The organism is Pseudomonas sp. PDM02, from assembly GCF_014852285.1.
In the GTDB taxonomy this organism is placed as follows: Bacteria; Pseudomonadota; Gammaproteobacteria; order Pseudomonadales; family Pseudomonadaceae; genus Aquipseudomonas; species Aquipseudomonas migulae.
In genome coordinates, this window is record NZ_JACVBL010000004.1 from 195,774 (window position 1) to 219,946 (window position 24,173).

Here is a 24,173-nt window from a genome sequence, read left to right on the forward strand (position 1 = left end):
GCAAGAGTCAATTTGACTTCACCAAGGCCCTCTGCCTGTCTACACACTCTAAAAGCAAACCAATATCATTTGCGCGCAGCTAAACCTTTTGTTTTAATCGCGACCAATTCTTATTTGCACCAACGGCGCCTGTCGCCCATGGATATCTGTTCACGATGATGGTCGCCGATTCTTCCAGCGTTCAGAACCTCTACGTCACGCATCACCGCTGGCTGCATGAGCTGCTGCGCCGGCGCTTGAGCAATGCGTTCGATGCCGCCGACCTGGCCCATGACACCTTTATCCGCGTGCTCAAGCGCCCTCAAGTGTTCGATTGCGAAAGTCGCGAGCGCTCCTACCTGGCGACCATTGCCCGTGGCTTGTGCATCGATCACTGGCGCCGTCGACAGCTGGAACAGGCGTGGCTGGAAACGCTGGCGGCACGCCCGCAGGCGGTTCAACCGTCGCCGGAACAACGGGCAATCATCGTCGAGACCTTGTATGAAGTGGACGCCATGCTGCTGCGCCTGCCAAAGAATGTGCGCGACGCGTTCATCCTGGCCCAGTTGCATGGCCTGCCCTACCGCGCCATCGCCGAAGAAATCGGTGTGTGCGAACGCATGGTGAAAAAGTACCTGGCACAGGCGCTGATGCACTGCGCGATGCTTGAGGCCGAACTCGATGGCCTGTTGATCGAGTAGCGCCATGCCCGCCGTCTCTTCCAACTCGATCAGCCATGCCAGCCTCGAACAAGCGGCGCAATGGTATGTGCAACTCAACGATCAGCACGTCGGCGATCAGGAACGTCAGCGCTGGCAAGCCTGGCTGGCGCAAAGTGGCGATCATCAGGCGGCCTGGCGCTATGTCGAGCGTGTTGGCCAGCGCTTCGCCGCGCTACAAGATGATCACCCGCAGGCCGCCGGTCTTGTGCTGCGTAATACCGCGCGCTCGCCGATCAGCCGTCGGCAGACAGTCAAGAGCCTGCTCATTCTCGCATCGGGCGGGCTACTGGGCTGGAACGCCTGGCGGGAATCCTCGCTGCCGGACGCTCTGGGTCGATGGACCGCCGATCTTTCTACGGACACCGGCGAAACCCGGGAAAGCCTCCTCAGTGACGGCAGCCGCATCTGGCTCAACGCCCTCAGCGCGCTGAACGTGCGTTTCGAAACCACGCAACGCCTGCTGCTGTTGAGTGCCGGGGAAGTGTTGATCGATACCGCCAAGGACAGCAGCCGAGCGTTTCTGGTGCAAACCGCCGAAGGCCGGATGCGCGCGCTCGGCACTCGTTTCAGCGTGCGCCAGGAACAACAGCGGACATTGCTGAACGTCTACGAAGGCGCGGTCGAAGTTCGAACCACGGCGGGCCAGATGCAGGTGGTCGAGGCCGGACGACAATTGGCGTTCACGCAAAACCACACGCCACCTTCCACCGAAGCAGCGGCGGGCCGCGAAGCCTGGCGCCGTGGTCTGTTACTGGCGGACAACCTGCCGCTGGGGCAGTTGATCGAGGAATTGAGCCGCTACCGACCGGGGCATCTGGCGTGCGACCCGGCCATCGCCGGTTTGCCGGTGATGGGCTCGTTTCCGCTCAAGGACACCGATCAAGCCTTGCGCCTGCTGGAAGCGGCGCTACCGATACGCGTCGAAAAAACCATGGACTGGTGGGTCAACGTCGCGCCAAAAGCGTGAATCAAAAACATTTCAACGCCACAGTTCCCTTTTTGGTTTTTCGTTCGGTTAACCCTGTGAAGCACTTCAAATGCCGCTCGATCTGATTCCAGGGAACACCCTTTTGCACGACTCCTTCGCTCGCACTCGTTTTGCCTTGCGTCCGTTGGCACTGGCCCTTCCGGTCGCGCTGCTGAGTCTTGCCCCGGCCCTCGCCCACGCCGAAACAGGCAGCACCAGTGAACAGCCCACCCGCCAGAAGCGTTATTACACGATCGCTGCCGGCTCGTTGGTCAGCGCACTCAACCGTTTCGCCGAACAGGCGGGGATATTCCTCGCCGGCCGCAACGACCTGGCGAGTGAAAAATACAGCCCGGGGCTTGAAGGCGAATTCACCGTGCAACAGGGCTTGCAGCGACTGTTGCAAGGCAGTGGCTTGCAAGCCCAGCCGCAGGGCGACCGCGGCTATGTCCTGCAGGTTGCCCCCGCAACGAATGGGCCGCTGGAACTGGGCACCACCAACGTTTCCGGCCGGGCACTCGGCGCCATCACCGAAGACAGCCACGCCTACACCCTCGGATCGACCTCTTCAGCCACCGGGCTGTCGCTGTCCTTGCGTGAAACCCCGCAGTCGGTGTCGGTCATCACCCGCCAGCAACTGGACGATCAGGGCTCCACCAGCATCGCCGACGCCCTGCGCCGCGTACCCGGCGTCAGTGTGCAGAACTACGACAGCGAGCGTTGGGAGTTTTCCAGCCGTGGCCTGCCGATCACCAACTTCCAGTACGACGGTGTCAACACCGACTACGACGGCGTCTACGATTACGGCACCACCAGCACCGACATGGCGACCTTCGACCGCGTCGAGATCATCAAGGGCGCCACCGGGCTGATGACCGGTTCGGGGGACCCTTCGGCCACCGTCAACCTGATCCGCAAGCGCCCGACCAAAGCATTCAAGGCCTCGATCACCGGCGCCGTCGGCTCCTGGGACAACTATCGCAGCACCGGCGACATTGCTGGCCCACTGACGGAGAGCGGCAACGTGCGCGGGCGTTTCGTCGGGGCGTATCAAGACCGCAGCGCCTACCTGGACAACTACCGCAACACCCGCGACATCGCCTACGGCATCCTCGAGGCCGACCTGACCCCGGGCACTCTCGTGACCTTCGGTATCGACCAGCAAAATACCCGCTCCCGTGGCGCCAGCTGGACTGGTTTCCCGATGTACAACAGCGACGGTTCGCGCACCCGTTTTTCCCGCTCGTTCAACCCGGCCACCGACTGGAGCCGGCGCGACTTCACCAACCAGACGATTTTCGCCTCGGTGGAACAGCAACTGGTGAATGACTGGAAGCTGAAGGTCAGCTACGACCGCAAGCATCGCCAGCACGACACCTTCCTCGCCTCGGCCAGCGGCGGCAATCCGGACCCGCTCACCGGCAACGGCATGTTCATGTACATGGGCCGGTTCAAGGGCGATCAGTTGCAGGACAACCTCGACGTAAATTTCACCGGCCCGTTCAGCCTGCTGGGTCGTGAGCATGAGCTGATCGCCGGTTTCATGTCGATGCACACGCGCCAGGACATTCCGGTGCACGGTTCGGTCTACCCGCCCCTCGACGGCAGCATCTTCGACTGGCGCGGCGAGTTCGCGAAACCGGACATTGCCAGGGTCGGCGACAACGACATCGACCAGCGTCAGACCGGCGCCTACCTGGCCACCCGCCTCAAGCCAACCGACGACCTGGCGGTGATCCTCGGCGCCCGGGTCAGCCGCTTCACTGCCAGCGATGAGCTGGACTACAGCGACCCGACCACCAAGGATGTGCGCGACAGCTATCGCCAGACCGGCGTGGTCACCCCATATGCCGGGCTGGTCTACGACCTCGACGACACCTGGTCGGTGTACACCAGCTACACCAGCATTTATCAGCCGCAGATGAGCAAGGATGCCGAGCGCAAACTGCTCGACCCGGTAGAAGGCGACAGCTACGAGGCCGGGCTCAAGGCCGAATTCCTTGACGGGCGCTTGAACGCCAGCTTCGCGGTGTTCCGCATCGAGCAGGACAACGTTGCCGAGTACGTCAGCGGTGTCGACACCGAATCGGTGTACCGCCCGGTGCAAGGCGCCACGACCAAAGGCTTTGAAGTCGAAGTGGCGGGTGAAGTGATGGAAGGCTGGAATCTGTCGGCCGGCTACAGCTACAACCACACCCGCGATGCCAAGGGCGATTACGTCTACGGCTCGATCCTGCAAACCACCGCGCCGGAACAAGTGGTTCGGGTGTTCAGCACCTACCGGCTGTCAGGGGCACTGGAAAAACTCACCGTCGGCGGCGGGGTGAACTGGCAGAGCGAATTCTTCGGCAATGTGTTCCAGCCCAACCCCGACGACCCGGTCAACTTCGGCCAGTCTTCGACAATCACCCAGCAAAGCTATGCCCTGGTGGACGTCATGGCGCGTTACCGCTTCAACGATCACCTGAGCACCACGCTGAACGTGAAGAACCTCTTCGACCAGACCTATTACACCGGGCTCGGCAACTTTGGCACCGGGTTCTACGGTGAACCTCGCAACGTGCAACTGACCACCCGCTGGGATTTCTGATCGGTAACTTGTCGATCTGCGGTACTTCCGAGCCCCTCCCGGCTGACTACGCTGAAAGTTCAGCACGAGTAAACCGTGGAGAGGATTACCGCCATGCAACGCGTTCAGAAGCTCACGCCCTGCCTGTGGTTCGACGATCAGGCGGAGGAAGCCGCGAAGTTTTACTGCTCGGTGTTCGATCATTCAAAAATCACCGCCACGACCTACTATGGCCACGCCGGTTTCGATTTACATGGTCGCCCTGAAGGCTCGGTCATGACGGTCAGCTTCGAGCTCGACGGACAGAGTTTCACCGGCCTCAACGGTGGCCCAATGTTCAAGTTCAGCGAGGCAATCTCGTTTCAGGTCAATTGCCAGACCCAGGAGGAAGTCGATCACTTCTGGGGCGCCCTGAGCGCGGGGGGCGTCCCTCAGGCCCAGCAATGCGGCTGGCTCAAGGACAAATTCGGCCTGTCGTGGCAGATCGTGCCGATCGCCCTGATGAACATGATGAAAGACCCCGACACAACAAAATCACAGCGCGCCATGGAGGCGATGCTGCAAATGAAAAAACTCGATATCGCGGCACTGCAACGAGCCTTTGACGGCGAGAGCTAATACACTCCGGTGCTGACCTGCCGAGGACACCGACAATGAAGCCCACCGCTGGCAAAGACGCTAACAAGGCCCCCCGCTTCTGGCGTGACGATGCCCTGCCCTTCATTGAAGCCCGCTCCATCGCCGATGGGCGCGAGGTCTGTTACACCCGGCATGCCCATGAGCACTTTTCCATCGGCGCGATTACCGCCGGGCGCAGTACCTATATCCATGAACAATCGGAGTTTGAGGTCAGCGCCGGCACCGTAGTGCTGATGAATCCCGGCGACGTCCACGCCTGTAATCCAATCGACGACCAGCCGTGGTCGTACTTGATGTTGTACGTCGATACGCCGTGGCTCACCGACTTGCAGCATCAGCTCGGGTTCGGCAGCGACTTGGCATTTCGGCGGTTTTCCATCACCCATACGTCTGACGCCAGCCTGTTTGCCGGCCTGAAGACGCTGTTCGAAACACTGGTCGACAGCGAGCAGGACGTGCTGAGCAAACACAGCGCAGCGGTCGAGTTTTTTACCGACGTGCAGCAACGCCTCAACCCCGGCGATCAACCGCTGCGCGAGCCCAATTTCAAACTGGAGCGCGCGGCTGACTACATTCGCGACAACTGCACGAAAATACTCAAGCTCGAAGACATTTGCGACGCTGCGCAACTGTCGCCGTCCTACTTGATCCGCGCCTTCAAACAGCATTACGGCATGACGCCCCACGCATTTCTGGTCAACCGCCGCATCCAGTTTGCCCAGGATCGACTGCGCAGTGGCAAACTGATCGCCGACGTGGCGCTGGAAGCCGGGTTTGCCGATCAGGCGCATTTTCAGCGGGCGTTCAAACAGCATCTGGCGGCGACACCGGGGCAGTATCGCGGCTGAATGATCGATCAGGGCAGCAACAGGTAAATCGCACTCATCGCCAGCAACAGCGCCATGATCCGGTTGAACACGCGCATCCCCGCCGGGTTGTTCAGATAACCGCGCAGAAAAGTCCCGGCGTACGCCCAGCAACCGACGGACAGGTAGCAGATCACCAGATACACCGCGGCAAACTGCCAGACCAGCCGCGCCTCGCCATCGGCGACGAACGCGCCCATGCCGGCCACGCAGGCCAGCCAGGCTTTCGGGTTGAGCCACTGCATGACCGCGCCGTACACCATCGACGGCGCCCGCCCCGACTCCTTTGCATCAAGTTGCCCGTTGTCCGCCGCCAGTTTCCACGCCATGAACAACAGAAACGCCACGCCGGCCAGTTGCACCACCCGCGTCAGCGCCGGCCATGCCTGCAACACTTCATGCAGCCCCAACCCCATCAACACCAGCAGCAACACAAAACCCAGCGTTGCGCCGGCCACGTGGCGCTGACTGGCGCGAAAACCGAACTGCGCGCCGGAACTCAACGCCACAATGTTGACCGGCCCCGGCGTAATCGAGGCCACCAGGGCAAACGCCGCCATCGAAATAATCAGACTCATTGCATACCTTCTTCAATTCAGTTGAACCAGGCCTCACGGTAAGGCGCGGGCTGGTCCGCGTATTGAAGAAAACTGCCCAACCGTACTAGGAATAAGCGCCCACCACCCGCTTCACCTTGATCAACGCTGCCCGAAGAGAATCCATGTCCACCGACCCCAGCGCCAACCGGATCGCATGGGGCACGTTGGCAGCGACGGAAAAGGGTTCGGCGGTGGAAACGGCCACTTGCTCTTGTATCAACTCCACGGCGATCTGGTCCGCCCTGGCGTCCTCCGCCAGAGGCAGCCACAAAAAGTAGGAGGACGGATGAGTGATGCACGGCAGCCCTTTCAGAAGCTCCGCAGCCAGGGCTTGCCGGGCTTGTGCGTCCGCGCGCTTTTGCTCCTCGAGTATGCTGACGGTTCCATCGTCGAGCCATGCGCAGGCAATCGCGGTCATCACGCCAGGCGTATTCCAGGTGGTCGCCCGGATCACGCGTTCCAGTGCCGGGACCTTTTCAGCCGGCGCAGCAACGAAGCCGACACGCAGGCCGGTGGCGACGTTCTTCGAAAAACCTGAAACGTAGACCGTCCTTTCCGGCGCCAATTGGACCACTGGTGGTGGCGGGTCAGTAGCGAGAAACGCGTAGGCGGCGTCCTCGATGATCAGCAGGTCGTGGGCGCGCGCTATCGATACGAGCTGGTTCCGCCACGCCGCGTCCATCACCCAGCCCAGCGGGTTATGCAGGGTCGGCATGGTGTAGACGGCCCGCACCGAACGACGCCGACAGAGTGTGTCGAGTGCATCGAGATCGGGTCCGGTCTCGGTGACGGGAATGGGCACGATTTCAAGGTGCAACGCTTGCGCCAGCACTTTGAAACCCGAGTAGGTCAACGCGTCTGCCGCGATCACATCGCCCGGTTTCAGCAGCGCCATCATCGTCACCGCCAAACCATGCTGGGCACCGCTGACGATCAATACCTGCCCGGCCTCTACGCTCAGCCCTCGCGTGCGCAAATGGCTGGCGACAGACGCGCGCTCATGCAGGCGCCCGCCATGCGGCTGGTAGCGCAGATGGGATTCCAGATCGCCGGACAACGCGAGCTGACGCAAGGCGTTGCGCAACAGATCGGCCTGGCCGGGCAATGAGGGGTAGTTGAAATTCAGGTCCATCACGCCCGCAGCCACTTCGGGTTGATCAACGCCATGACCAGGCGGCAGCGACGTCTCCCGAACGAACGTGCCCCGCCCGGTTTCCCCACTCACCAGCCCCATCGCCTCAAGCTCTGCATACACCCGGCTGGCCGTGACCAGGGCCAGCCCTTCTGACTCGGCCAACTGGCGGTGCGTGGGCAAGCGAGTGCCCGGCGGTAAACGTCCGCAACGGATATCAGTGGCAAAGGAATCAACCAGCGACTTGTATCGGGAGCGCGGCATCTCGAGATGTATCCATGACAATTTTTTGATTGTCTTTATAGTCAGCCATACGATGCGCTCAAGGCAACCCGCCGCGAAAACAATCATCGAGTGTGACCTCAATGGAACGCGTATCGAACCTGCATATCGAGCCCCGGGAAAAGACCACCAGCGGGTGGATCAACGGGTTGATCGGCGTAGTGATCTTCAGCGGCTCGCTGCCGGCCACGCGAGTGGCAGTGCTGGAATTCGACCCGGTTTTCCTGACCGTCGCCCGTGCAACCATCGCCGGCGTTCTGGCGTTATGCATGCTGTGGCTGTTCAAGGAAAAGCGCCCTGCAAAGAGCCAACTGCTGCCGTTGTTCATCGTGGCCATGGGCGTGGTGGTCGGCTTTCCACTGTTGACGGCGCTGGCGTTGCAATACGTGACGTCGGCGCACTCCATCGTCTTCGTCGGCTTGCTGCCGCTCGCGACCGCCGTGTTCGGCGTGATCCGCGGTGGTGAGCGGCCGCGGCCGGTATTCTGGTGTTTCTCGGTGCTGGGCAGCCTGCTGGTGGTGGGATTTGCCGCCTCCCAAGGCCTGACCGCCTCACCTGAAGGCGACATCCTGATGCTGCTGGCCATCCTCGCGTGCGGTCTGGGTTATGCCGAAGGGGCGAAACTGTCCAGAACACTGGGCGGCTGGCAGGTGATTTGCTGGGCGCTGGTGCTGTCGCTGCCGGTGATGGCGCTGTTGACCTGGTGGCTCGCCCCCGCATCGTTCTCCGGGATCAGCACACCGGCCTGGTTCAGCCTGGGTTACGTGTCGCTGTTCAGCATGCTGATCGGCTTCGTTTTCTGGTATCGCGGGCTGGCTCAGGGCGGGATTGCCGCGGTCGGACAGCTTCAGCTCCTGCAGCCGTTTTTTGGCCTGGCGCTGGCGGCAACCTTGCTTCACGAGCAGGTCAGCATCGGCATGCTGGCGGTGACCGTGGCGGTGATTCTATGTGTGGCGGGGGCGAAGAAGTTCGCGAAGTAAGCGATTGTACGGGACGTGCCGTTCGCCACTGTATGGGTCGAGCCGCACGGCACCTGTGATAAAAATATCGCTCTCGCTTCTGGAGCCGATCATGGACCTCGCCACCCTGTCCCTTTTTCTCCCGGCCTGCTTCGCCCTGAACATGGCACCGGGTCCGAACAACCTGCTGTCGGTCAGCAATTCGACGCGTTACGGTTACCGCACCGCGTGTGTGGCCGGGATCGGTCGACTGCTGGCATTCGCCGGGATGATCGCCCTCGCCTCGGCAGGTCTGGCGGTGGTGTTGCAAACGTCGGAATTGTTGTTCTACGGGATCAAGATTGTCGGCGCGGCATACCTGTTCTACCTCGCCTGGCAATTATGGCGCGCGGATCCGGGGGCTGAAAACGTTGTGACTGGCGCGCCGGCGGGGATGCTGACATTGGCGCGACAGGAGTTCCTGGTGGCAGCCGGCAACCCGAAGGCGATCCTGATTTTCACTGCATTCCTGCCGCAGTTTGTCGACCCGAACCAGGCCGTGACGCCGCAATTTGCGGTGCTGGGTGCGCTGTTCCTGATCCTGGAATGGATCGCCATCGGCGCCTACGCCTACATGGGCCTGCACATGCGCCGCTGGTTTGCGAAACCTCGGGGCAAGCAGATTTTCAATCGCTGCTGTGCGGGGTTGCTGTCGGCGGCGGCTTCGGTGTTGCTGATGGCACGCCGTGGTTGAAGTGTTTCACGCCTGGTGATTTGTCTGCTCCAGGCCGACAGCGAACACTCGAAAAACGGATTCATTCATTTCAGGTCCATCGCGCATCCAGGCATTCAAGCTCCCGGTAACGTCCTTCGCCACGGCTTCAAACCGAGCATTTCCAAAAGCCGAACAAGGACTGCGCGCCTGACCTCCCGTCCCGAATACCCATAACACCCCTCGCGTTGCATCAGCACACTGGCTAGAATGTTCGCTTCAAAATATTTCAGAATTGATCCGACCTATGGTCATAGCGCCACAACCCCACCGAGTCTAGCCTCTCGGCGGGTGATTTAACGGCAATTTGGCCGCCAACAGTGAGATTCCGGAACTTTGTCAATGCCAGGTTAACCAGCTGCATTATCGTTTTGATTGGCTCTCGCTTTTAGTCGATGGAACCAGGCTGAACTGAAAAGTTCTGATTCAGGCCCTCGCTCAAGGCGGTCTCCCCTTACTAACACGGAAGTAATCAAGGTAATAGAAATGATTTTTAATAAAAATAGCGCAACAATTGCACTTGCAGCGCTTACCGCTATTTGTCTGATACAAGAACATGGTTTTGTTTTTTATCTGGGTGTCGCCGGGATTTGCTCACTCATCATCCTGGCGGCGTTTTCGCCCTGGCTGGGAATGCTCGCGTTATTCCCCCTGCTGTTCTCTCTGCCCCCGGCACCTGCCACCATCGGAATCACCGAACTTTCGTTCGCCCTGCTAATGGGCGTCATCTTTGTGGGTGTACTGGTAAGACTTTCACGATCCGCGAACAAGGCGGCACTCAAGTATTTCGGCCTGGCATTACTTGTCGGATTGTTTGTATTGGCAGTCAACCTGTTCGTCGCGGTAAAAAACGGCGTGCCGTTGGTCGACTGGGTGCGCGGCGCAATTCCGTTTCTCTTCATTTATAACTTTTTGTCTGTCGCGATACTCGTAGGCAACGATGAGAGCAGGATACGTTGGCTCGGCGGGTCCATTGCCACACTCATATTCCTGTTCTCCGGCTATATTATTTTTTACTATTTTTACTACGACATCTGGCTGCCCTACTGGCTTGTGATGGTAGACGACAAGGTCGTCAGAATGTCCGAAACTGCTGCCCTGCAATATTCCGAGGCCCTTGGCCCGATGCGCGACAGGGTGACAATGGTGGTGGCGCAGGCAACGGATGCCTTGTTGCCCGTCGGGGTCGTGTTGGGCGTCGTCCTGGCGACCCTGGCTCGCCGCAAAAGTGTCGTCGCAATCGGTTTTTTGATGGCCTTGACCTGCCTGTTCGCCGTACTGATCACCTTCACCCGAAGCATGTTGATGAGTTCGCTGCTCATCGCATTTGTGTTTACCGCTTTTATATTCATGTTCCGCAAGGAAATGCGGCTTAAAGTCGTGAAAATTGGAGCAGCGTTAGGCGTAGCTGGCGTGCTCTTCATCTTCGCCACTGGCATGCAAGACATATGGATCGGGCGAATGAACCAACTGACAGAAATAAAAACTGGCAACCTGAAGGAGTTCTACAGTAAAGACCCTGTCTTGAAAGAAAAACTGGACTTTAACGTTTCGTCCAGGCTGGTAGAGTACAAAATTGCCTGGAACATGTTTGTCAGCCATCCCGTATTAGGCAACGGCTTGGGTATCAAGCACGAAATGCAGTGGGAGACCGTTGAGAATGAGCGGCAAACCAAATGGGTTGCTTATGTGCACAACTGGGTTTTTTATATTTTGATGGTCGGCGGCATCGCTGGCTTCCTTGTTTATTCGGTCGTACTGATCGGGCCACTGTTTTTCAGGTTGTCCTGGGTCAAGTCTGAGTCGACGCACTGGACCATTATCCGTGCGGCCGTACTGACCATGACTGTCTATGGTGCTTTCTTCGCTGTCTTCCGGCTCATCACCTTCAATCTTTTGATTTCCGTTATCTGGGGACTCATATTCGCCCAGATACTTGCCGATCGCCGCAAAAGCCAGTCCTCTATCAAGGAAGAGGTGGCTTTGTAAAAAAGCGGTCAGGTCACCGTTTTTCGAGTCCACGGCATTGAAAACCGCGACGCCCTTAATCCTGGGCGTCGCCGGGCCGCGATAGTAGTGTCTCCCCCCTCGCCTCGCCTTGCTCCTCCTCCGCTTACCACCTGCCCAGGGTTTTGATGCCTGCTCCGCAGCTTCAGATGCTGGCGCTTGATACAGGGAAAGCGGAGTACCCATTTCAGGAACTTTCCTACATTCAGCAACTGAGTGTGTCGGTATCTTCTTCTGCCCGCGCCCTGATTCCCGGGCTCCAAAGAATGCCTGAAAGGACTCCTCATGATTTATTCAGCCTGCCGGACAACAGCGACGCCTGCCCAGTCATCGGTCAATGTCCGATTCATAAGCACAGGGCAGACAGCACGCATGAATGTGCAATTCAATTGTGCTGACCGGCTGAATTAATCGCATCGACTGGTTCGTTGCAAGTTGAATCATGGACAGGGGCGACTTGGTCATATCCAACCGCTTCAAGCCATCCTAAAGACGCTCTCCTGAGGGAGAGTGACTCATGGTATCGAACACTATGATCCGCATTAAAAATAGCGCTGCAATCATTATTGCAGCGCTGACTGCTATTGGCCTGACACAAGAAAACGACACTATTCTTTTTATGGCTGCTGCCGGCATGGCCTCAGTTATCATAATGGCGGTTTTTTCGCCGTGGCTAGGAATGCTGACACTATTCCCGCTGGCACTTGCGTTACCTCCGGCCCCCACCACAGTTGGTTTACAAGAATTTTCATTTGCAGTTCTTTTGATTGTCATTACGACAGGCACTTTTATTGAGTGCCTGCGCTCCCCCGCCGCTCGCCCTCACTTGAAGCTTTGGGGGCTTACAATACTGGCAGTCTCGACTGCAATAACGATAAATCTGGCAGTTGCGCTGAACAACAACATCCCGCTCAGGGACTGGACCAGAGGAATTATTCCTTTTCTTTTCATGTTGAATTTTTTACCTGTCGCGGTATTGATAGGCAAGGACGGCAACCGGATTCGCTGGATTGGAATTTCAATCGCAACGTCAATATTCATGCTCGCGGGTTTTATTATTTTTTATTATTTTCACAACGACATATGGCGGCCTTATTGGCTTCTTTCGGTCGATGACCAGGCGCTCAGAATCCCGGAAGCCGTTGCAAGTGAATACGCCGACGCCATTGGCCCCATGCGCGACAGAATAACCATGTCGATCGCACAGGCCACGGACGCCCTCCTGCCTGTCGGGCTCGTCATCGGTGTAACCCTGGCCTCATTGGCGCAGCCAAAGGCCGCAGCGACGACAGGTTTGCTGATGGCCCTGTCCTGCATGATCGCAATACTTATCACGTTTACCAGAAGCATGTTACTGAGCTCGTTACTGGCGATGTTTATATTCCTGGTTTACCTCATCGTTTACCGCAAAGAGGTGCTGCCTAAATTTATTACAACCCTCACGGCGCTCGGCGCGGCGGGCTTGATATTTATTTACTCTACGGGCATTCAGGATATCTGGATTGGCCGGATGAGCCAATTGATCGCCCTGCCAACCTCAGAACTCAACATCACGCCTGTTGACACCGCTGTCGAGCCCGACGCACTTATTTCGACAACAACACTTTCCACCCCCGAACAAAACATATCGACAGAGACAACACCGAACGACACCAGCACATTTGAAGCACCGCCCGCACCCGACAACTACCACTCCATTCAACCAGAAGCACCTTCAGGCAATAAAACAACAAAAGACTTCAATATCTCTGCACGCATGGATGAATATAAAATCGCCTGGGAAATGTTTGTGCCTCGCCCGATAATGGGCAATGGATTGGGAGTCAAACACGAAATGCGCTGGGAAACCTCTGACAACGTTTCGGAAGCCAAACAAGTGGCCTACGTGCACAACTGGCCATTTTATATGTTGATGGTCGGGGGATTAAGCGGCTTGTTAGTGTATTCGGCCTTACTTTTTGGCCCTGTTATTTTCAAACTGTCATCGATCAGATCAGAGCCCATTCACTGGACACTCATACGTATGGCTATCCTGACCATGGCGATATACGGAGCTTTTTTTGCAGTGTTCAGGCTCATCACGTTCAATCTTTTATTGGCGGTCATATGGGGAATCATCGTTACCCAGGTTCTAATCGACCGTCAGAAGAACAAGTCCGGAATCGATAACACGTAGAGCCCGACTGCTCACTGGAATTCTCTGTCGATTTTCCGGTGGAGGTGCCGAGCGCCGCGTCTTATGCTCATGCCATGAACTTACAAGACACTTTGCTCCCTCCCCATGCCGAGATGGTCCGCGCCATGCTCGAACGCGACACCGCGTACGAGGGAGTGTTTTTTACCGCGGTCAAAACCACCGGGATCTTTTGCCGCCCCAGCTGCACGGCGCGCAAGCCGAAACCGGAGAATGTCGAGTTCTTCGCCCATGCGGATGAGTGCCTGTCCGCCGGTTATCGAGCCTGCCTGCGATGCAAACCGCTGGACGCTGCCGCCATTGCCCCGGACTGGGTGCAAAGGCTGCTCAAGTCAGTGGACGCCGACCCCGAACGGCGCTGGACCGATGTGCAACTGCTGGCCGAGGGCATTGAGCCGCTGAAACTGCGCCGCTGGTTTAAACAGCATTTCGGCATGACCTTTCATGCATGGTTGCGTACCCGGCGCCTCGGCATGGCACTGGGCGGGATCAGACAAGGCGATTCCATTGACAGCGCGGCGTTCGATTCGGGATACGAATCGCTGAGTGGTTTTCGCGATGCGTTTCAAAAATCCTTCCACATCACGCCGGGCCGCGCGGCCCACAGCGAACCACTGTTGTTCACACGCCTGACCACCCCGCTGGGGCCGATGATCGCCATGGCCGAACGGCGTGGGCTGGTGCTGCTGGAGTTTCTCGATCGGCCGGCGCTGACCCGCGAAGTCGAGGCTTTGCAGAACCGTTACGGCTACGCAGTGGCGCCCGGTCACAACGCTCACCTGCAGCAAATCGAAGACGAGCTGGCGCACTATTTCGCCGGCAAACTGACCGAATTCAAGGTGCCCCTGCACCTGCCCGGTAGCGAGTTCTCGCGGCAAGTCTGGGCCGAACTGGCGAAAATCCCTTACGGCCAGACCAGCACCTACGGCACCATCGCCGCGCGGCTGGGCAAGCCCGGTGCCAGTCGCGCCGTGGGCCTGGCCAACGGGCACAACCGCCTTTCGATTGTCTTGCCCTGCCACCGAGTGATCGGTGCAGATGGCTCGCTGACGGGCTATGGTGGAGGACAACCACGCAAGGCGTTTCTGCTCAGGCTGGAAAAAGCGGCGGTGCAGATCACCCATCAACTCGCGTTCTGATCACTCGGTGTTTTCATAAGGAAGGAAATCGATGGATAGGCTCGACCACTCATTCCACAGGCTGCATCAGGACGGCCTGCTGATTCTCACCAACGTTGCCGATGCCGCCGGGGCCCGCATCGTTGAACAACTGGGCTGCCAAGCCGTGGCCACCAGCAGCGCGGCCGTCGCCTGGGCGCATGGTTACGCAGACGGCAACACCCTGCCGCTCGAACGCCTGGTATCGAGCGTCGAGGCCATCGCCCGCGTGATTTCGCTGCCGTTGACCGTGGACATCGAAGCCGGCTATTCCGATGACGTGGCACGGGTCGCCGAAGTGGTTGAGGCGGTGCTCGCCGCTGGCGCTGTCGGGATCAACATCGAGGACGGTGCTTCGCCGCCCGAACTGCTGGCGCGCAAGATCGCCATCGCCCGTCAGGTCGCTGAACGCCGTCAGGTGAAGTTGTTCATCAACGCCCGCACCGACGTGTACCTCAAGGCCTTGGTGCCGGCCGAAGACCGCGTCGCGGAAACACTCAAACGCGCCGCGCTGTATCAAGCGGCCGGGGCGGACGGACTGTTCGCGGCAGGTGTTTCGGCGGAGTACGAGATTGCCGCGCTGTGCCGTGGCACCACGCTGCCGGTGAACGTACTCGCGTTGCCGGGGTTACCCGCCCCAGAGACGTTGAAAGCGCTGGGTGTGCGGCGTTTGAGCGCGGGGTCCGCTATCGCCGAGTTTCTGTACGGCGCCATGGCCGGCCTGGCCAAGGGGTTTCTGGAGACCGGCAAACTCGACAGCAGCCAGCTCAAGGCCTTCACGTACGGGGAAGTGAACGCCCTGCTGAAATCCGTCGGAAACACTTGATCCTCATGCCCGATCCCTATCAGCCCGCGACCCGTTTTCTGGCGTCCATTGACGACGATTGGGCGCGCCATATCGCGACCATCGGCCCTTGCCTGCATCAGCCTCATGCGGCTCGCGACCCGTATGAGTCGCTGGTGCGGGCTATTGCCTATCAGCAACTGCACGCCAGGGCCGGTGATGCGATTGTCGGGCGGCTGCTGGCGTTGTTTCCTTCGGCCTCGTTTCCGCGGCCCGAACAGATTCTGGCGAGCGGGTTTGATCAATTGCGCAGTTGCGGCTTTTCCGCCGGCAAAATCGCGACCATTCAGGGCATTGCTCAAGCGGCGCTGGACGGCGTGGTGCCGGACTATGCGACGGCGCTGGCCATGGACGATGAGGCGCTGATCGAGCGGTTGATTACCTTGCGCGGCGTTGGGCGCTGGACCGTGGAGATGCTGCTGATCTACAGCCTGGAGCGCCCGGACATCCTGCCGGCGGATGACTTTGGGGTGCGTGAGGGCTATCGGCGGCTGAAGGGCCTGGAGGTGCAGCCGACGCGCAAGCAGATGGTCGAGATCGGCCTGGGGTGGAGTCCTTACCGGACGGTAGCGTCCTGGTATTTGTGGCGGGTGCCAGCCAAATAGCCGGTCTCGCTCCTACAGGGATTTTGTGAACGCTGGAGATCCCCTGTGGGAGCGAGCCTGCTCGCGATGGCGCCAGCCCATTCAACACATCATTCAAATCCAGTCACAACCCCGACTTCAACCGACTGAACGCCCGAATCAACGCCCGGTTGAACGCCTTGCCATTGTCATTCTTGCTATACAACGAAGCCCGCACCTGCGCCGACGGATACGTCCCCGGATCATTACGAATCGCCGGGGCGATCAAGTCATCCGCCGCCGTGATCGCATTGGCGTAGTGAATGGTGTCGGTGATTGGCGCAATCACTTGCGGCGTCATGAGGTAATCCATCAACGCCAGCCCGGCCTCGGGATGCGGCGCATCCTTGGGAATGACCATGGCGTCGAACCAGATCAACGTGCCCTCCTTCGGTATCCGGTAGGTCAACGTGTACGGTTTTTTCGCGGCTTCTGCCTGGCCCGCCGCAATAGCCACGTTGCCATTCCACGACATCGCCACGCAGGTGTTGCCATTGGCCAGGTCGCTGATGTTCAGGTCATTGTCAAAGTAACGGATGTACGGCCGGATCTTCGCCAGTTGCTGCTCGGCCAGCTTCAGGTCATCGAGGTTCTGGCGGTTGATGTCCAGCCCCATGTACTTCATCACCGCGGCGAACACCTCGTTGGGATCGTTGAGCAAACTCACGCCGCAATCGGAAAATTTCGAGACCACCGCCGGATCGAACAGCATCGCCCAACTGTCCGTTGGCGCCTCCGGCAGGCGCTTTTTGACGGCCTCTTCCTGATGACCCACACCGGTCGTGCCCCAGGCATAAATCCCGGCGTAACGATTGCCCGGATCGAACACCGCCATGTGCTGGCGGAACTCTTCACCGACGCCGGCAAAGTGCGGCAACCGTTGCAGGTTCAAGGTTTGAATGGCACCGCTCTGGATCGCCCTGGACAAATGCTGCCCCGCCGTCAGCACCAGGTCATAACCACTGCGGCCGGTGAGCAGTTTGGTCTCGACGGTTTCCAGGGAATCGAAATGATCGGCGATCACATGGATGCCGGTCTTTTTCTCGAAATTGGTCAGGGTATCCGGGGCCAGGTATTCGCCCCAGATGTACAGGTTCACCACCGGTTTGGCGCTGTCGGCGGCCTGCACACACAAGGGTGCAAGCACCAGCAATAACGCTTGAGTCAGTTTGTGCAGGCCCATGATCACACTCCTTTACCAGCGTATTGAGGCATGGTGATGCACGCGACGTTACCGCCGCCGAGCAGGATTTCCCTGGAGTTTTCGATGCCGACGATCTTGTGCTGCGGGAACAGCTCAGCCAGTGTCGCCAGTGCCACCTGATCGTTACGATCACCAAACAACGGCACCACGATCGAGGTGTTGCCGGCGTAGTAGTTGATATACGACGCGCAGATTTTGGTGCCGGCCTGACGGGTGTGGGTGCTGTCTTGCTGGTCCAGACCTTCGGCTTCTTCTGCAGTCCATTCCAGCACGTCGGGTTGTGGCAGTTTGTGTACGATCAACTCGCGGCCACGGCTGTCACGGGTGCTGCGCAGGACGTCGTAGGCTTCCTGATAGATTTCCCATTGCGGGTCATCGCGGTTGTCGGTCCATTGCAGCACCACTTCACCGGGACGCACGAAGCACGCTAGGTCGTCGACGTGACCGTCGGTTTCGTCGAACTTGCAGCCGCGCGGCAGCCAGATGACTTGCTCGGCGCCGAGGTAGTCCGTCAGCCGCCGGGTGACTTCTTCCTTGCCCAGGTGCTGGTTGCGATTGCGGTTGAGCAGGCATTGTTCGGTGGTGAGGATGCTGCCCTGGCCGTCACTCTGGATGCCGCCGAGTTCGGCGATCAGCGGTGCGCGGTAACGGTCGAAACGTTCGATTTCGAGGATCTTGCTGGCGATCTGGTCGTCCTTGTCCCACGGGTAGTACAAGCCGCCATCGAGGCCGCCGTACGCGTTGAACTCGAAGTCGACGCCGCGTACTTCGCCGCTGGCGTCATTCACCACAAAGCACGGACCGCTGTCCCGGAACCAGGTGTCGTTGCAGGTCATTTCCACCACGCGAACTTGCGGCGGCAACTGCCGGCGCGCCGTGGCGAATTGCGCGGCGGAGGCACACACGGTGACCGGTTCACTTTGAGAGATGGCGGTGACGATCTGCACCCAGACTTTCTGCGCCGGCTTGGCCCCGTTGCGCCAGACATCGGTGCGCTCCGGCCAGCCGAGCCAGCAACCGGCCTTGGTTTCGAATTCGCCGGGCAGGCGGAAGCCGTCTTGTTTTGGGGTGGTGTCGAGCGAACGTGCCATGGTCAAACCTCGTTGACGGGGATTGGAATGACCACAGGCTAAGGTCGTCGGCGCCCTCCTCGCCAACGATGATAATTACGGAACAGTTGAATAAAACTCATCAATCGATCAGTTGATCATTGAACCATTCGAGCATCTGCGCCACAGCCGGACGCTCCAGGCGCACTCGTTCACACACCAGCGCGTATTGGCCCAGCGCAGTCATGCTTGAGGTAAACGGCCGGACCAGTCGACCGCTGAGCAAGTCTTCCTGCGCCGTGAGGTTATCGCCCATGGCCACGCCTTGTCCTTGGGCCGCGGCTTCCAGCGCGAGGCCGGCATGGGCGAAATACAACTGTCGTTCGGGAGGTAGATCGCCGGCATGACTGGTGAGCCAGGCGGTCCAGGTCTTGCCGTCCTGATCGTCGTGCAGCAGGCAGTGGCGCGCCAGGTCCTTCGGGGTTTTCAGGGCGCCCTGGTTGAACAGGCCGGGGCTGCACACCGGGAAGAACTGCAATGCCGGCAATGGCCGAACGAAGTACGCGCTGCTGTCCACCGGGCCGGTGCCGTAGGTGATGGCCAGATCGATGTCTTCCCCCGGCGCGGTGGCGTCGATTGGCTGTTCGTAGAGGTGCAAGGTGATGTGCGGATAGCGCGCGTAGAAATCCGTGAGGCGACGCATCAACCACTTCTGCGCCAGCTCGGCCGTCACCGCCAGGCGCAACACCGCCAGCGACGACGGATCGCGCAGTTCATCGCAGGCTTCACCAATCAGTTCGAAGGCTTGCTGCAGGCTTTGCATCAGGCGCCCGGCGGCCATGGTCGGACGGATTTGCCGGCCTTCGCGGATGAACAGCGACACGCCCAGTTGTTCTTCGAGCTGGCGGATCTGATGGCTGACGGCGCTGTCGGTGACGCACAACTCTGCGGCGGCCCGGCCGAAGTGGGCGTGGCGGGCGGCGCATTCGAAGGTTTTGAGGGCTGCAAGGGAAGGTAGTCGTCGCATGGGTCGGTTCCCGATTCGAGGTGTTCATGCTGACCGGGTGAACGGTGGGCGTCCAGAGGGACCGCGTTATCGTTCATCGCTAGCAGGCTAGCTCCCACATTGGATCTCCAGTGTTCAGGAGACCACTGTGGGAGCTAGCCTGCTAGCGATAAGGCCTGAATATTCACCACCAAGCCACCCGCCCATCACCCTTCTTTATCCACCATGACATCCCCCAAAACCCGGCGCATGTTGATGCCTCAACCGGAGGGATTCGCCATGCTTGATGCACTCAAAAAGATCAATTCAACGTCCGCCTTCAACCGCTGGGCCGGTTTCGAGGTCACTCGCACCGAGCCGGGCGAGGTGGAACTGACCCTGGCTTTTCGCGAGGCGGATATGGCGCAATACGCAGGTTTTCTGCATGCCGGCCTGATTGGCGCGCTGCTCGATACCGCCTGTGGGTTTGCGGCCGGAACGGTCGCTGGCAATGTCCTGGCATCGCATTTTTCGGTTAATTGCCTTGCACCCGCCGTTGGTGAAGTGTTCATTGCGCGCGGCCAGGTGGTGAAGTCTGGCAAGAAGCAGGTGTTTGCCCGTGCCGAGCTGTTCGCACAAACAGGGGATCAGTTGAAGCTGGTGGCAACCGGCGATGCGATCCTGGTGCCGATCCAGCAGTGAACCACCGGTTTTCGGGGCGGTCAGGGAAGTAACAGCCAATCATTTGGAGGTTCTGCCATGCGACTCGAAGGCTCCTGCCACTGCGGTGCCGTGTCGTTCAGTCTGACCAGCGCCCACCCCTACCCTTACCAACGTTGCTATTGCTCGATCTGCCGCAAGACCCAGGGCGGTGGCGGTTACTCGGTCAACATCGCGGGCGATGCCGCCAGCCTCAAGGTGCGCGGACGCAAATCCATCGCGATCTATCACGCACGACTCAAGGACGAAGGCGATAAACGCGCCCACCGCAGCACGGCAGAGCGGCACTTCTGCTCGGTGTGTGGCTCGGGCTTGTGGCTGTTCAGCCCTGAATGGCCGGAACTGATTCACCCGTTCGCCTCGGCCATTGATACGGCGTTGCCGGTGCCACCCGAGTACACGCACGTGATGCTCAATTCGAAAGCGCCGTGGGTGGAGGTTGCGGCGCATGTCGGTGATCGGCAGTGCGAGATCTGGCCCGAGGAGTCCATCGCACAGTGGCACGAGCGACTGGGTCTGGCTCGCTAATCAAAACTTCGATTTTTTCACACGGCAGTTCCCCTTTGCGTTTTTCGTTCGGTTAACCCTCAGAAGCCTTTCACTTACCGATCGATTCGATACAAAGGGATCTCCATGTCGCACCCAATTGCTGCGCGTTTTCGTTTTGCCCTGTGCCCCTTGGCACTGGCCCTTCCGGCCGCTCTGCTGAGCCTTGCCTCCACCGCCCATGCCGCCGAAACGGCCACCGGCAAAACGGCAGCCAAGGACGATGGCGTGCTGCAACTGGGTGCGACGAACATCAATGGTGTCGCCTTGGGCGCGACCACCGAGGACACCCACTCCTACACCACCGGCTCAACGTCTTCGGCCACCGGCCTGCCCTTGTCGCTGCGTGAAACACCGCAATCGGTCACGGTGATTACCCGCCAGCAAATGGACGATCGCGGTGTGCAAAGCATCAGCGATGCGTTGCGTAACACCCCCGGTGTTTCGACGCAGAAATACGACAGCGACCGTACCGAGTTTTCCGCCCGCGGCTTTGCCATCACCAACTTCCAGTACGACGGGGTCAACCAGCCTTACGACGGTGTTTATGGGGAAAACCCGAACAACAGCGACGACTCCGCCAGCCTCGACCGCATTGAGGTCGTCAAGGGCGCGACCGGCCTGATGACCGGCGCTGGCGACCCGTCCGCCACCGTCAACCTGATCCGCAAGAAGCCGACCAAAGAGTTCAAGGCCTCGATCAGCGGCACCGTCGGTTCGTGGGACAATTACCGCACCTCCGGCGATATTTCCGGTTCGCTGACTGACTCGGGCAATGTGCGCGGGCGCTTTGTCGGCGTGTACCAGGATAAAGATTCCTACATCGACCACTACAGCCAAAAGAAAGACCTGTATTACGGCATCCTCGAAGCCAACCTGACCGACGATACCCTGCTGACGTTCGGTATCGACAAGTCCAGCGCCACACCTCGCGGCAGTTCCTGGACCGGCAACCCGACGTATTTCTCCGACGGCGGCCGTACCGACTTCTCCCGCAGCTTCAACCCGGCGGCCGACTGGAGCCGCCGCGATTTCGACGAAATCACCTACTTTGCCTCGCTGGAACAAGCGCTGGCCAACGACTGGAAATTCAAGGCCAGCCTCAGCGAGAAAACCACGGATCACGACACCCAACTGGCCTCGGCCAGCGGCGGCAACCCGAACCGCGATACCGGCGACGGCATGTTCCTCTTCTGGGGTCGCTGGGAAGGTCATCGCGTGCAGGACACCGCCGACGTGAACGTCTCCGGCCCCTTCTCCCTGGGCGGTCGCGAGCATGATCTGGTAGCCGGCGTCATGACGTCCCACTCCCGCCAGACCGGTTCCACCTACGACACCAGCGCCTTCGAAATGGTCCCGGGGAGCATCTACGACTGGGACGGCCATCTGCCGAAACAGGAGTTCCCGGCAAACGGCAAATACGAACGCACCCAGAGCCAGAACGGTGTGTACCTCGCCACTCGCCTGCGCCCGACCGATGATCTGTCGGTCATCCTCGGCAGCCGTCTGAGCACCTTCAAGTACAACGAAGACTACCGCTACAACGCGGATTCACCGCTGGACGACACCCAAGCGAGCTACAAGGAACACGGCGTCGTCACGCCTTACGCCGGCGTGGTCTATGACCTGAACGACGTGTACTCGGTATACGCCAGCTACACCTCGATCTATCAGCCACAGACCAACAAGGATGCCAGTGGCATGACCCTGGCACCGGTTGAAGGCGTCAGCTACGAAACCGGTCTGAAAGCCGCTTACCTCGATGGCCGGCTGAATGCCAGCCTGGCGTTGTTCCGTATCGAGCAGGACGGCGTCGCCGAGCAGACCGGCACCAACGCAATCACCAACGAAGGCATCTACAAAGCCGTCGACGGCACCACCACAAAAGGTGTGGAACTGGAACTGGCCGGCGAACTGACCGATGGCTGGAACCTGATGGCCGGTTACACCTACGCACGCACCCGTGATAAAGACGAGCAGCGCATCTTCGGTTACCCGCTGTCCACCAGCAAACCCGAGCACGTTGTGCGCACGTTCACTACCTATCGCCTGCCTGGCGCCCTGGACAAAGTGACCGTTGGCGGCGGCATCAGCTGGCAGAGCGCTTTCTACGGCAAAATCTACAGCGCTCCCGCTGGCGACTACACCCGGATCAAACAGGGCGGCTACACCCTCGTGGACCTGATGACCCGTTACCAGTACAACGAGCACCTGAGCTTCACCGTCAACGCCAACAACATCTTCGACAAGAAGTACCTGACCGGCCTGGGCAACTTCGACACCACGTTCTACGGCGAGCCGCGCAACCTGATGCTGACCACCAAGTGGGACTTCTAAGCTGATTCTGTGGCGAGGGATTTACGCCCTCGCCACAGGCGACTCACCGCTCGCCAACCCCGTTCACAGTCTTTGACAGTTTTGCGACAAAGCTGCCAAAGATTGCCGGGCGGCACCCGCCTAGCATGGGCGCATCCACTATCACCCAGGGTGCTCCCATGTTTCGTTCGCTGTATTTGCCGTTGACCTCTTTTTGCCTGCTTCTCCCCTCCACTTCCTTGTATGCCGAAGACTGGCACTACAGCCTGCGCGCCGGCGCTGCCAGTGCGCCGCGTTACAGCGGCAGTGATGAACGCGTAGTCGCACCGTTGCTGGGCGGCGAAATCGTCAGCCCTTATGGTTTCTTTCTCGACACGCAAAAGGGTCTTGGCTGGGCGTTTGACGAAGAGGACTTCGGCCTCAGCGTCTACGTCGGCGCAAGTGATGTGCGCAAGGACCGTAAAAGCGGTTTCAAGGGCTCGGATGAGCTCAACGGTATGGGCTCGATCAAGTCGCGTCCCTTGCTGGGGCTGGATGGGACCTATCACATGGGGCCGATCATTCTCGGCGCCAGTTATGAACATGCACTTGAAGAAGACGAGGACGAACACGACACCGGCTCAGCCTGGAACCGATTGAAGCTGAGCATCAGCGCACCGTTTTATGAAGGTGACTACGGCAAGGTCGTCGGCAGCCTGAACAGTCAGTTCGGCGACAGCAATTACATGCGCACCTGGTATGGCGTGAGCAGCGCTCAGGCGTCGCGCAGCAAGTTCAAGGCGTATGACACCAAAGGTGGCCTGGTGAGTCGGGGGGCGGATCTGACCTGGTCGCTGCCGATCAACGATGAATGGAGTTTTACCACGGTGCTGGCGGTGCAGTACCTGGGTGGTAAAGCGGCGGACAGTCCGATTGTCGAGAAGCGGATGCAGACTTCGGTGGCTGGGCAGGTCGTTTACAGCTTTTGATTTGAGGGTGTTGCTGAAGGCCCCTTCGCGGGCAAGCCTCGCTCCTACACGGTACGCGTACAAACTGTAGGAGCGAGGCTTGCCCGCGAAGGGGT

21 protein-coding genes are annotated in these 24,173 nt (G+C 59.4%); 16 read left to right on the plus strand and 5 right to left on the minus strand.

Translation table 11 applies throughout. From position 1 onward, the window contains the following. The first annotated feature begins 155 nt into the window (after positions 1–155). The 5 genes from IB245_RS09310 (at position 156) to IB245_RS09330 (ending at position 5,724) form a co-directional block, all read left to right on the plus strand. Positions 156–680: a sigma-70 family RNA polymerase sigma factor gene (locus tag IB245_RS09310; protein WP_192227371.1), complete on the plus strand. Its 525-nt coding sequence runs from the start codon at positions 156–158 to the stop codon at positions 678–680. Between the two features lie 4 nt (positions 681–684). Then, the gene (locus IB245_RS09315; RefSeq protein WP_192227372.1) at positions 685–1,668 is read left to right on the plus strand and encodes a FecR domain-containing protein; all 984 of its coding nucleotides are present in this window, start codon (positions 685–687) and stop codon (positions 1,666–1,668) included. Positions 1,669–1,738: 70 nt separating this feature from the next. Next, complete coding sequence (locus tag IB245_RS09320; RefSeq protein ID WP_192227373.1) at positions 1,739–4,258, plus strand: TonB-dependent siderophore receptor; 2,520 nt, start codon at positions 1,739–1,741, stop codon at positions 4,256–4,258. Positions 4,259–4,351: 93 nt separating this feature from the next. Further along, the gene (locus IB245_RS09325; protein ID WP_192227374.1) at positions 4,352–4,855 is read left to right on the plus strand and encodes a VOC family protein; all 504 of its coding nucleotides are present in this window, start codon (positions 4,352–4,354) and stop codon (positions 4,853–4,855) included. Between the two features lie 35 nt (positions 4,856–4,890). Beyond that, positions 4,891–5,724 carry an AraC family transcriptional regulator gene (locus tag IB245_RS09330; RefSeq protein ID WP_192227375.1) on the plus strand — a complete coding sequence of 278 codons (834 nt, stop codon included), beginning with the start codon at positions 4,891–4,893 and terminating at the stop codon, positions 5,722–5,724. 8 nt (positions 5,725–5,732) lie between these two features. On the opposite strand, the gene IB245_RS09335 is transcribed toward IB245_RS09330, so the two are convergent. Both IB245_RS09335 and IB245_RS09340 read right to left on the minus strand, forming a co-directional pair. Beyond that, the gene (locus tag IB245_RS09335; protein ID WP_192227376.1) at positions 5,733–6,320 is read right to left on the minus strand and encodes a LysE family translocator; all 588 of its coding nucleotides are present in this window, start codon (positions 6,318–6,320) and stop codon (positions 5,733–5,735) included. Between the two features lie 85 nt (positions 6,321–6,405). Further along, entirely contained in the window at positions 6,406–7,737 is a 1,332-nt protein-coding gene (locus tag IB245_RS09340; protein ID WP_192227377.1) for a PLP-dependent aminotransferase family protein, read from the minus strand. 101 nt (positions 7,738–7,838) lie between these two features. On the opposite strand from IB245_RS09340, the gene IB245_RS09345 reads away from it, so the two are divergent. The 7 genes from IB245_RS09345 (at position 7,839) to IB245_RS09375 (ending at position 16,272) form a co-directional block, all read left to right on the plus strand. Beyond that, complete coding sequence (locus tag IB245_RS09345) at positions 7,839–8,735, plus strand: DMT family transporter (protein WP_192227378.1); 897 nt, start codon at positions 7,839–7,841, stop codon at positions 8,733–8,735. A 91-nt stretch (positions 8,736–8,826) separates the two neighbouring features. Next, positions 8,827–9,447, plus strand: coding sequence for a LysE family translocator (locus tag IB245_RS09350; RefSeq protein ID WP_192227379.1), 621 nt, complete (start codon positions 8,827–8,829; stop codon positions 9,445–9,447). A 504-nt stretch (positions 9,448–9,951) separates the two neighbouring features. After that, positions 9,952–11,454, plus strand: a complete 1,503-nt coding sequence (locus IB245_RS09355) for an O-antigen ligase family protein (protein WP_192227380.1) — start codon at positions 9,952–9,954, stop codon at positions 11,452–11,454. Positions 11,455–12,004: 550 nt separating this feature from the next. Continuing rightward, positions 12,005–13,648, plus strand: a complete 1,644-nt coding sequence (locus IB245_RS09360) for an O-antigen ligase family protein (RefSeq protein ID WP_225609841.1) — start codon at positions 12,005–12,007, stop codon at positions 13,646–13,648. A gap of 74 nt (positions 13,649–13,722) precedes the next feature. Continuing rightward, on the plus strand, positions 13,723–14,805 hold the full coding sequence (locus IB245_RS09365) for a bifunctional transcriptional activator/DNA repair enzyme AdaA (RefSeq protein ID WP_192227382.1): 1,083 nt from the start codon (positions 13,723–13,725) through the stop codon (positions 14,803–14,805). A gap of 31 nt (positions 14,806–14,836) precedes the next feature. Next, entirely contained in the window at positions 14,837–15,649 is an 813-nt protein-coding gene (locus tag IB245_RS09370) for an isocitrate lyase/PEP mutase family protein (protein WP_192227383.1), read from the plus strand. 5 nt (positions 15,650–15,654) lie between these two features. Then, positions 15,655–16,272 carry a DNA-3-methyladenine glycosylase family protein gene (locus IB245_RS09375; RefSeq protein WP_192227384.1) on the plus strand — a complete coding sequence of 206 codons (618 nt, stop codon included), beginning with the start codon at positions 15,655–15,657 and terminating at the stop codon, positions 16,270–16,272. Positions 16,273–16,375: 103 nt separating this feature from the next. Here the strand turns inward: IB245_RS09375 and IB245_RS09380 are convergent, their stop codons facing one another. The 3 genes from IB245_RS09380 to IB245_RS09390 all read right to left on the minus strand — a co-directional run bounded on the left by IB245_RS09380 (position 16,376) and on the right by IB245_RS09390 (position 19,570). Further along, a complete protein-coding gene (locus tag IB245_RS09380; RefSeq protein ID WP_192227385.1) occupies positions 16,376–17,473 on the minus strand; it encodes an extracellular solute-binding protein in 1,098 nt (365 codons plus the stop codon). A gap of 2 nt (positions 17,474–17,475) precedes the next feature. Beyond that, positions 17,476–18,585: an agmatine deiminase gene (aguA, locus tag IB245_RS09385; protein WP_008038209.1), complete on the minus strand. Its 1,110-nt coding sequence runs from the start codon at positions 18,583–18,585 to the stop codon at positions 17,476–17,478. A 100-nt stretch (positions 18,586–18,685) separates the two neighbouring features. Then, on the minus strand, positions 18,686–19,570 hold the full coding sequence (locus IB245_RS09390; RefSeq protein ID WP_192227386.1) for a LysR substrate-binding domain-containing protein: 885 nt from the start codon (positions 19,568–19,570) through the stop codon (positions 18,686–18,688). 258 nt (positions 19,571–19,828) lie between these two features. Between IB245_RS09390 and IB245_RS09395 the strand changes: the two genes are divergently transcribed. The 4 genes from IB245_RS09395 (at position 19,829) to IB245_RS09410 (ending at position 24,078) form a co-directional block, all read left to right on the plus strand. Then, entirely contained in the window at positions 19,829–20,230 is a 402-nt protein-coding gene (locus IB245_RS09395; RefSeq protein ID WP_008028682.1) for a PaaI family thioesterase, read from the plus strand. 57 nt (positions 20,231–20,287) lie between these two features. After that, positions 20,288–20,776 carry a GFA family protein gene (locus tag IB245_RS09400; protein ID WP_192227387.1) on the plus strand — a complete coding sequence of 163 codons (489 nt, stop codon included), beginning with the start codon at positions 20,288–20,290 and terminating at the stop codon, positions 20,774–20,776. A gap of 105 nt (positions 20,777–20,881) precedes the next feature. After that, positions 20,882–23,131 carry a TonB-dependent siderophore receptor gene (locus IB245_RS09405; RefSeq protein WP_192227388.1) on the plus strand — a complete coding sequence of 750 codons (2,250 nt, stop codon included), beginning with the start codon at positions 20,882–20,884 and terminating at the stop codon, positions 23,129–23,131. Positions 23,132–23,289: 158 nt separating this feature from the next. After that, on the plus strand, positions 23,290–24,078 hold the full coding sequence (locus tag IB245_RS09410; protein WP_192227389.1) for a MipA/OmpV family protein: 789 nt from the start codon (positions 23,290–23,292) through the stop codon (positions 24,076–24,078). Positions 24,079–24,173: the final 95 nt, after the last annotated feature.

Coding starts and splice junctions, on each gene's coding strand:
- IB245_RS09410 (WP_192227389.1), top strand. CDS start 23,290: ATGTTTCGTTCGCTGTATTTGCCGTTGACCTCTTTTTGCCTGCTTCTC.
- IB245_RS09315 (WP_192227372.1), top strand. CDS start 685: ATGCCCGCCGTCTCTTCCAACTCGATCAGCCATGCCAGCCTCGAACAA.
- IB245_RS09360 (WP_225609841.1), top strand. CDS start 12,005: ATGATCCGCATTAAAAATAGCGCTGCAATCATTATTGCAGCGCTGACT.
- IB245_RS09310 (WP_192227371.1), top strand. CDS start 156: ATGATGGTCGCCGATTCTTCCAGCGTTCAGAACCTCTACGTCACGCAT.
- IB245_RS09355 (WP_192227380.1), top strand. CDS start 9,952: ATGATTTTTAATAAAAATAGCGCAACAATTGCACTTGCAGCGCTTACC.
- IB245_RS09340 (WP_192227377.1), bottom strand. CDS start 7,737: ATGCCGCGCTCCCGATACAAGTCGCTGGTTGATTCCTTTGCCACTGAT.
- IB245_RS09365 (WP_192227382.1), top strand. CDS start 13,723: ATGAACTTACAAGACACTTTGCTCCCTCCCCATGCCGAGATGGTCCGC.
- IB245_RS09405 (WP_192227388.1), top strand. CDS start 20,882: ATGTCGCACCCAATTGCTGCGCGTTTTCGTTTTGCCCTGTGCCCCTTG.
- IB245_RS09370 (WP_192227383.1), top strand. CDS start 14,837: ATGGATAGGCTCGACCACTCATTCCACAGGCTGCATCAGGACGGCCTG.
- IB245_RS09320 (WP_192227373.1), top strand. CDS start 1,739: ATGCCGCTCGATCTGATTCCAGGGAACACCCTTTTGCACGACTCCTTC.
- IB245_RS09325 (WP_192227374.1), top strand. CDS start 4,352: ATGCAACGCGTTCAGAAGCTCACGCCCTGCCTGTGGTTCGACGATCAG.
- IB245_RS09335 (WP_192227376.1), bottom strand. CDS start 6,320: ATGAGTCTGATTATTTCGATGGCGGCGTTTGCCCTGGTGGCCTCGATT.
- aguA (WP_008038209.1), bottom strand. CDS start 18,585: ATGGCACGTTCGCTCGACACCACCCCAAAACAAGACGGCTTCCGCCTG.
- IB245_RS09330 (WP_192227375.1), top strand. CDS start 4,891: ATGAAGCCCACCGCTGGCAAAGACGCTAACAAGGCCCCCCGCTTCTGG.
- IB245_RS09390 (WP_192227386.1), bottom strand. CDS start 19,570: ATGCGACGACTACCTTCCCTTGCAGCCCTCAAAACCTTCGAATGCGCC.
- IB245_RS09400 (WP_192227387.1), top strand. CDS start 20,288: ATGCGACTCGAAGGCTCCTGCCACTGCGGTGCCGTGTCGTTCAGTCTG.
- IB245_RS09375 (WP_192227384.1), top strand. CDS start 15,655: ATGCCCGATCCCTATCAGCCCGCGACCCGTTTTCTGGCGTCCATTGAC.
- IB245_RS09380 (WP_192227385.1), bottom strand. CDS start 17,473: ATGGGCCTGCACAAACTGACTCAAGCGTTATTGCTGGTGCTTGCACCC.
- IB245_RS09395 (WP_008028682.1), top strand. CDS start 19,829: ATGCTTGATGCACTCAAAAAGATCAATTCAACGTCCGCCTTCAACCGC.
- IB245_RS09345 (WP_192227378.1), top strand. CDS start 7,839: ATGGAACGCGTATCGAACCTGCATATCGAGCCCCGGGAAAAGACCACC.
- IB245_RS09350 (WP_192227379.1), top strand. CDS start 8,827: ATGGACCTCGCCACCCTGTCCCTTTTTCTCCCGGCCTGCTTCGCCCTG.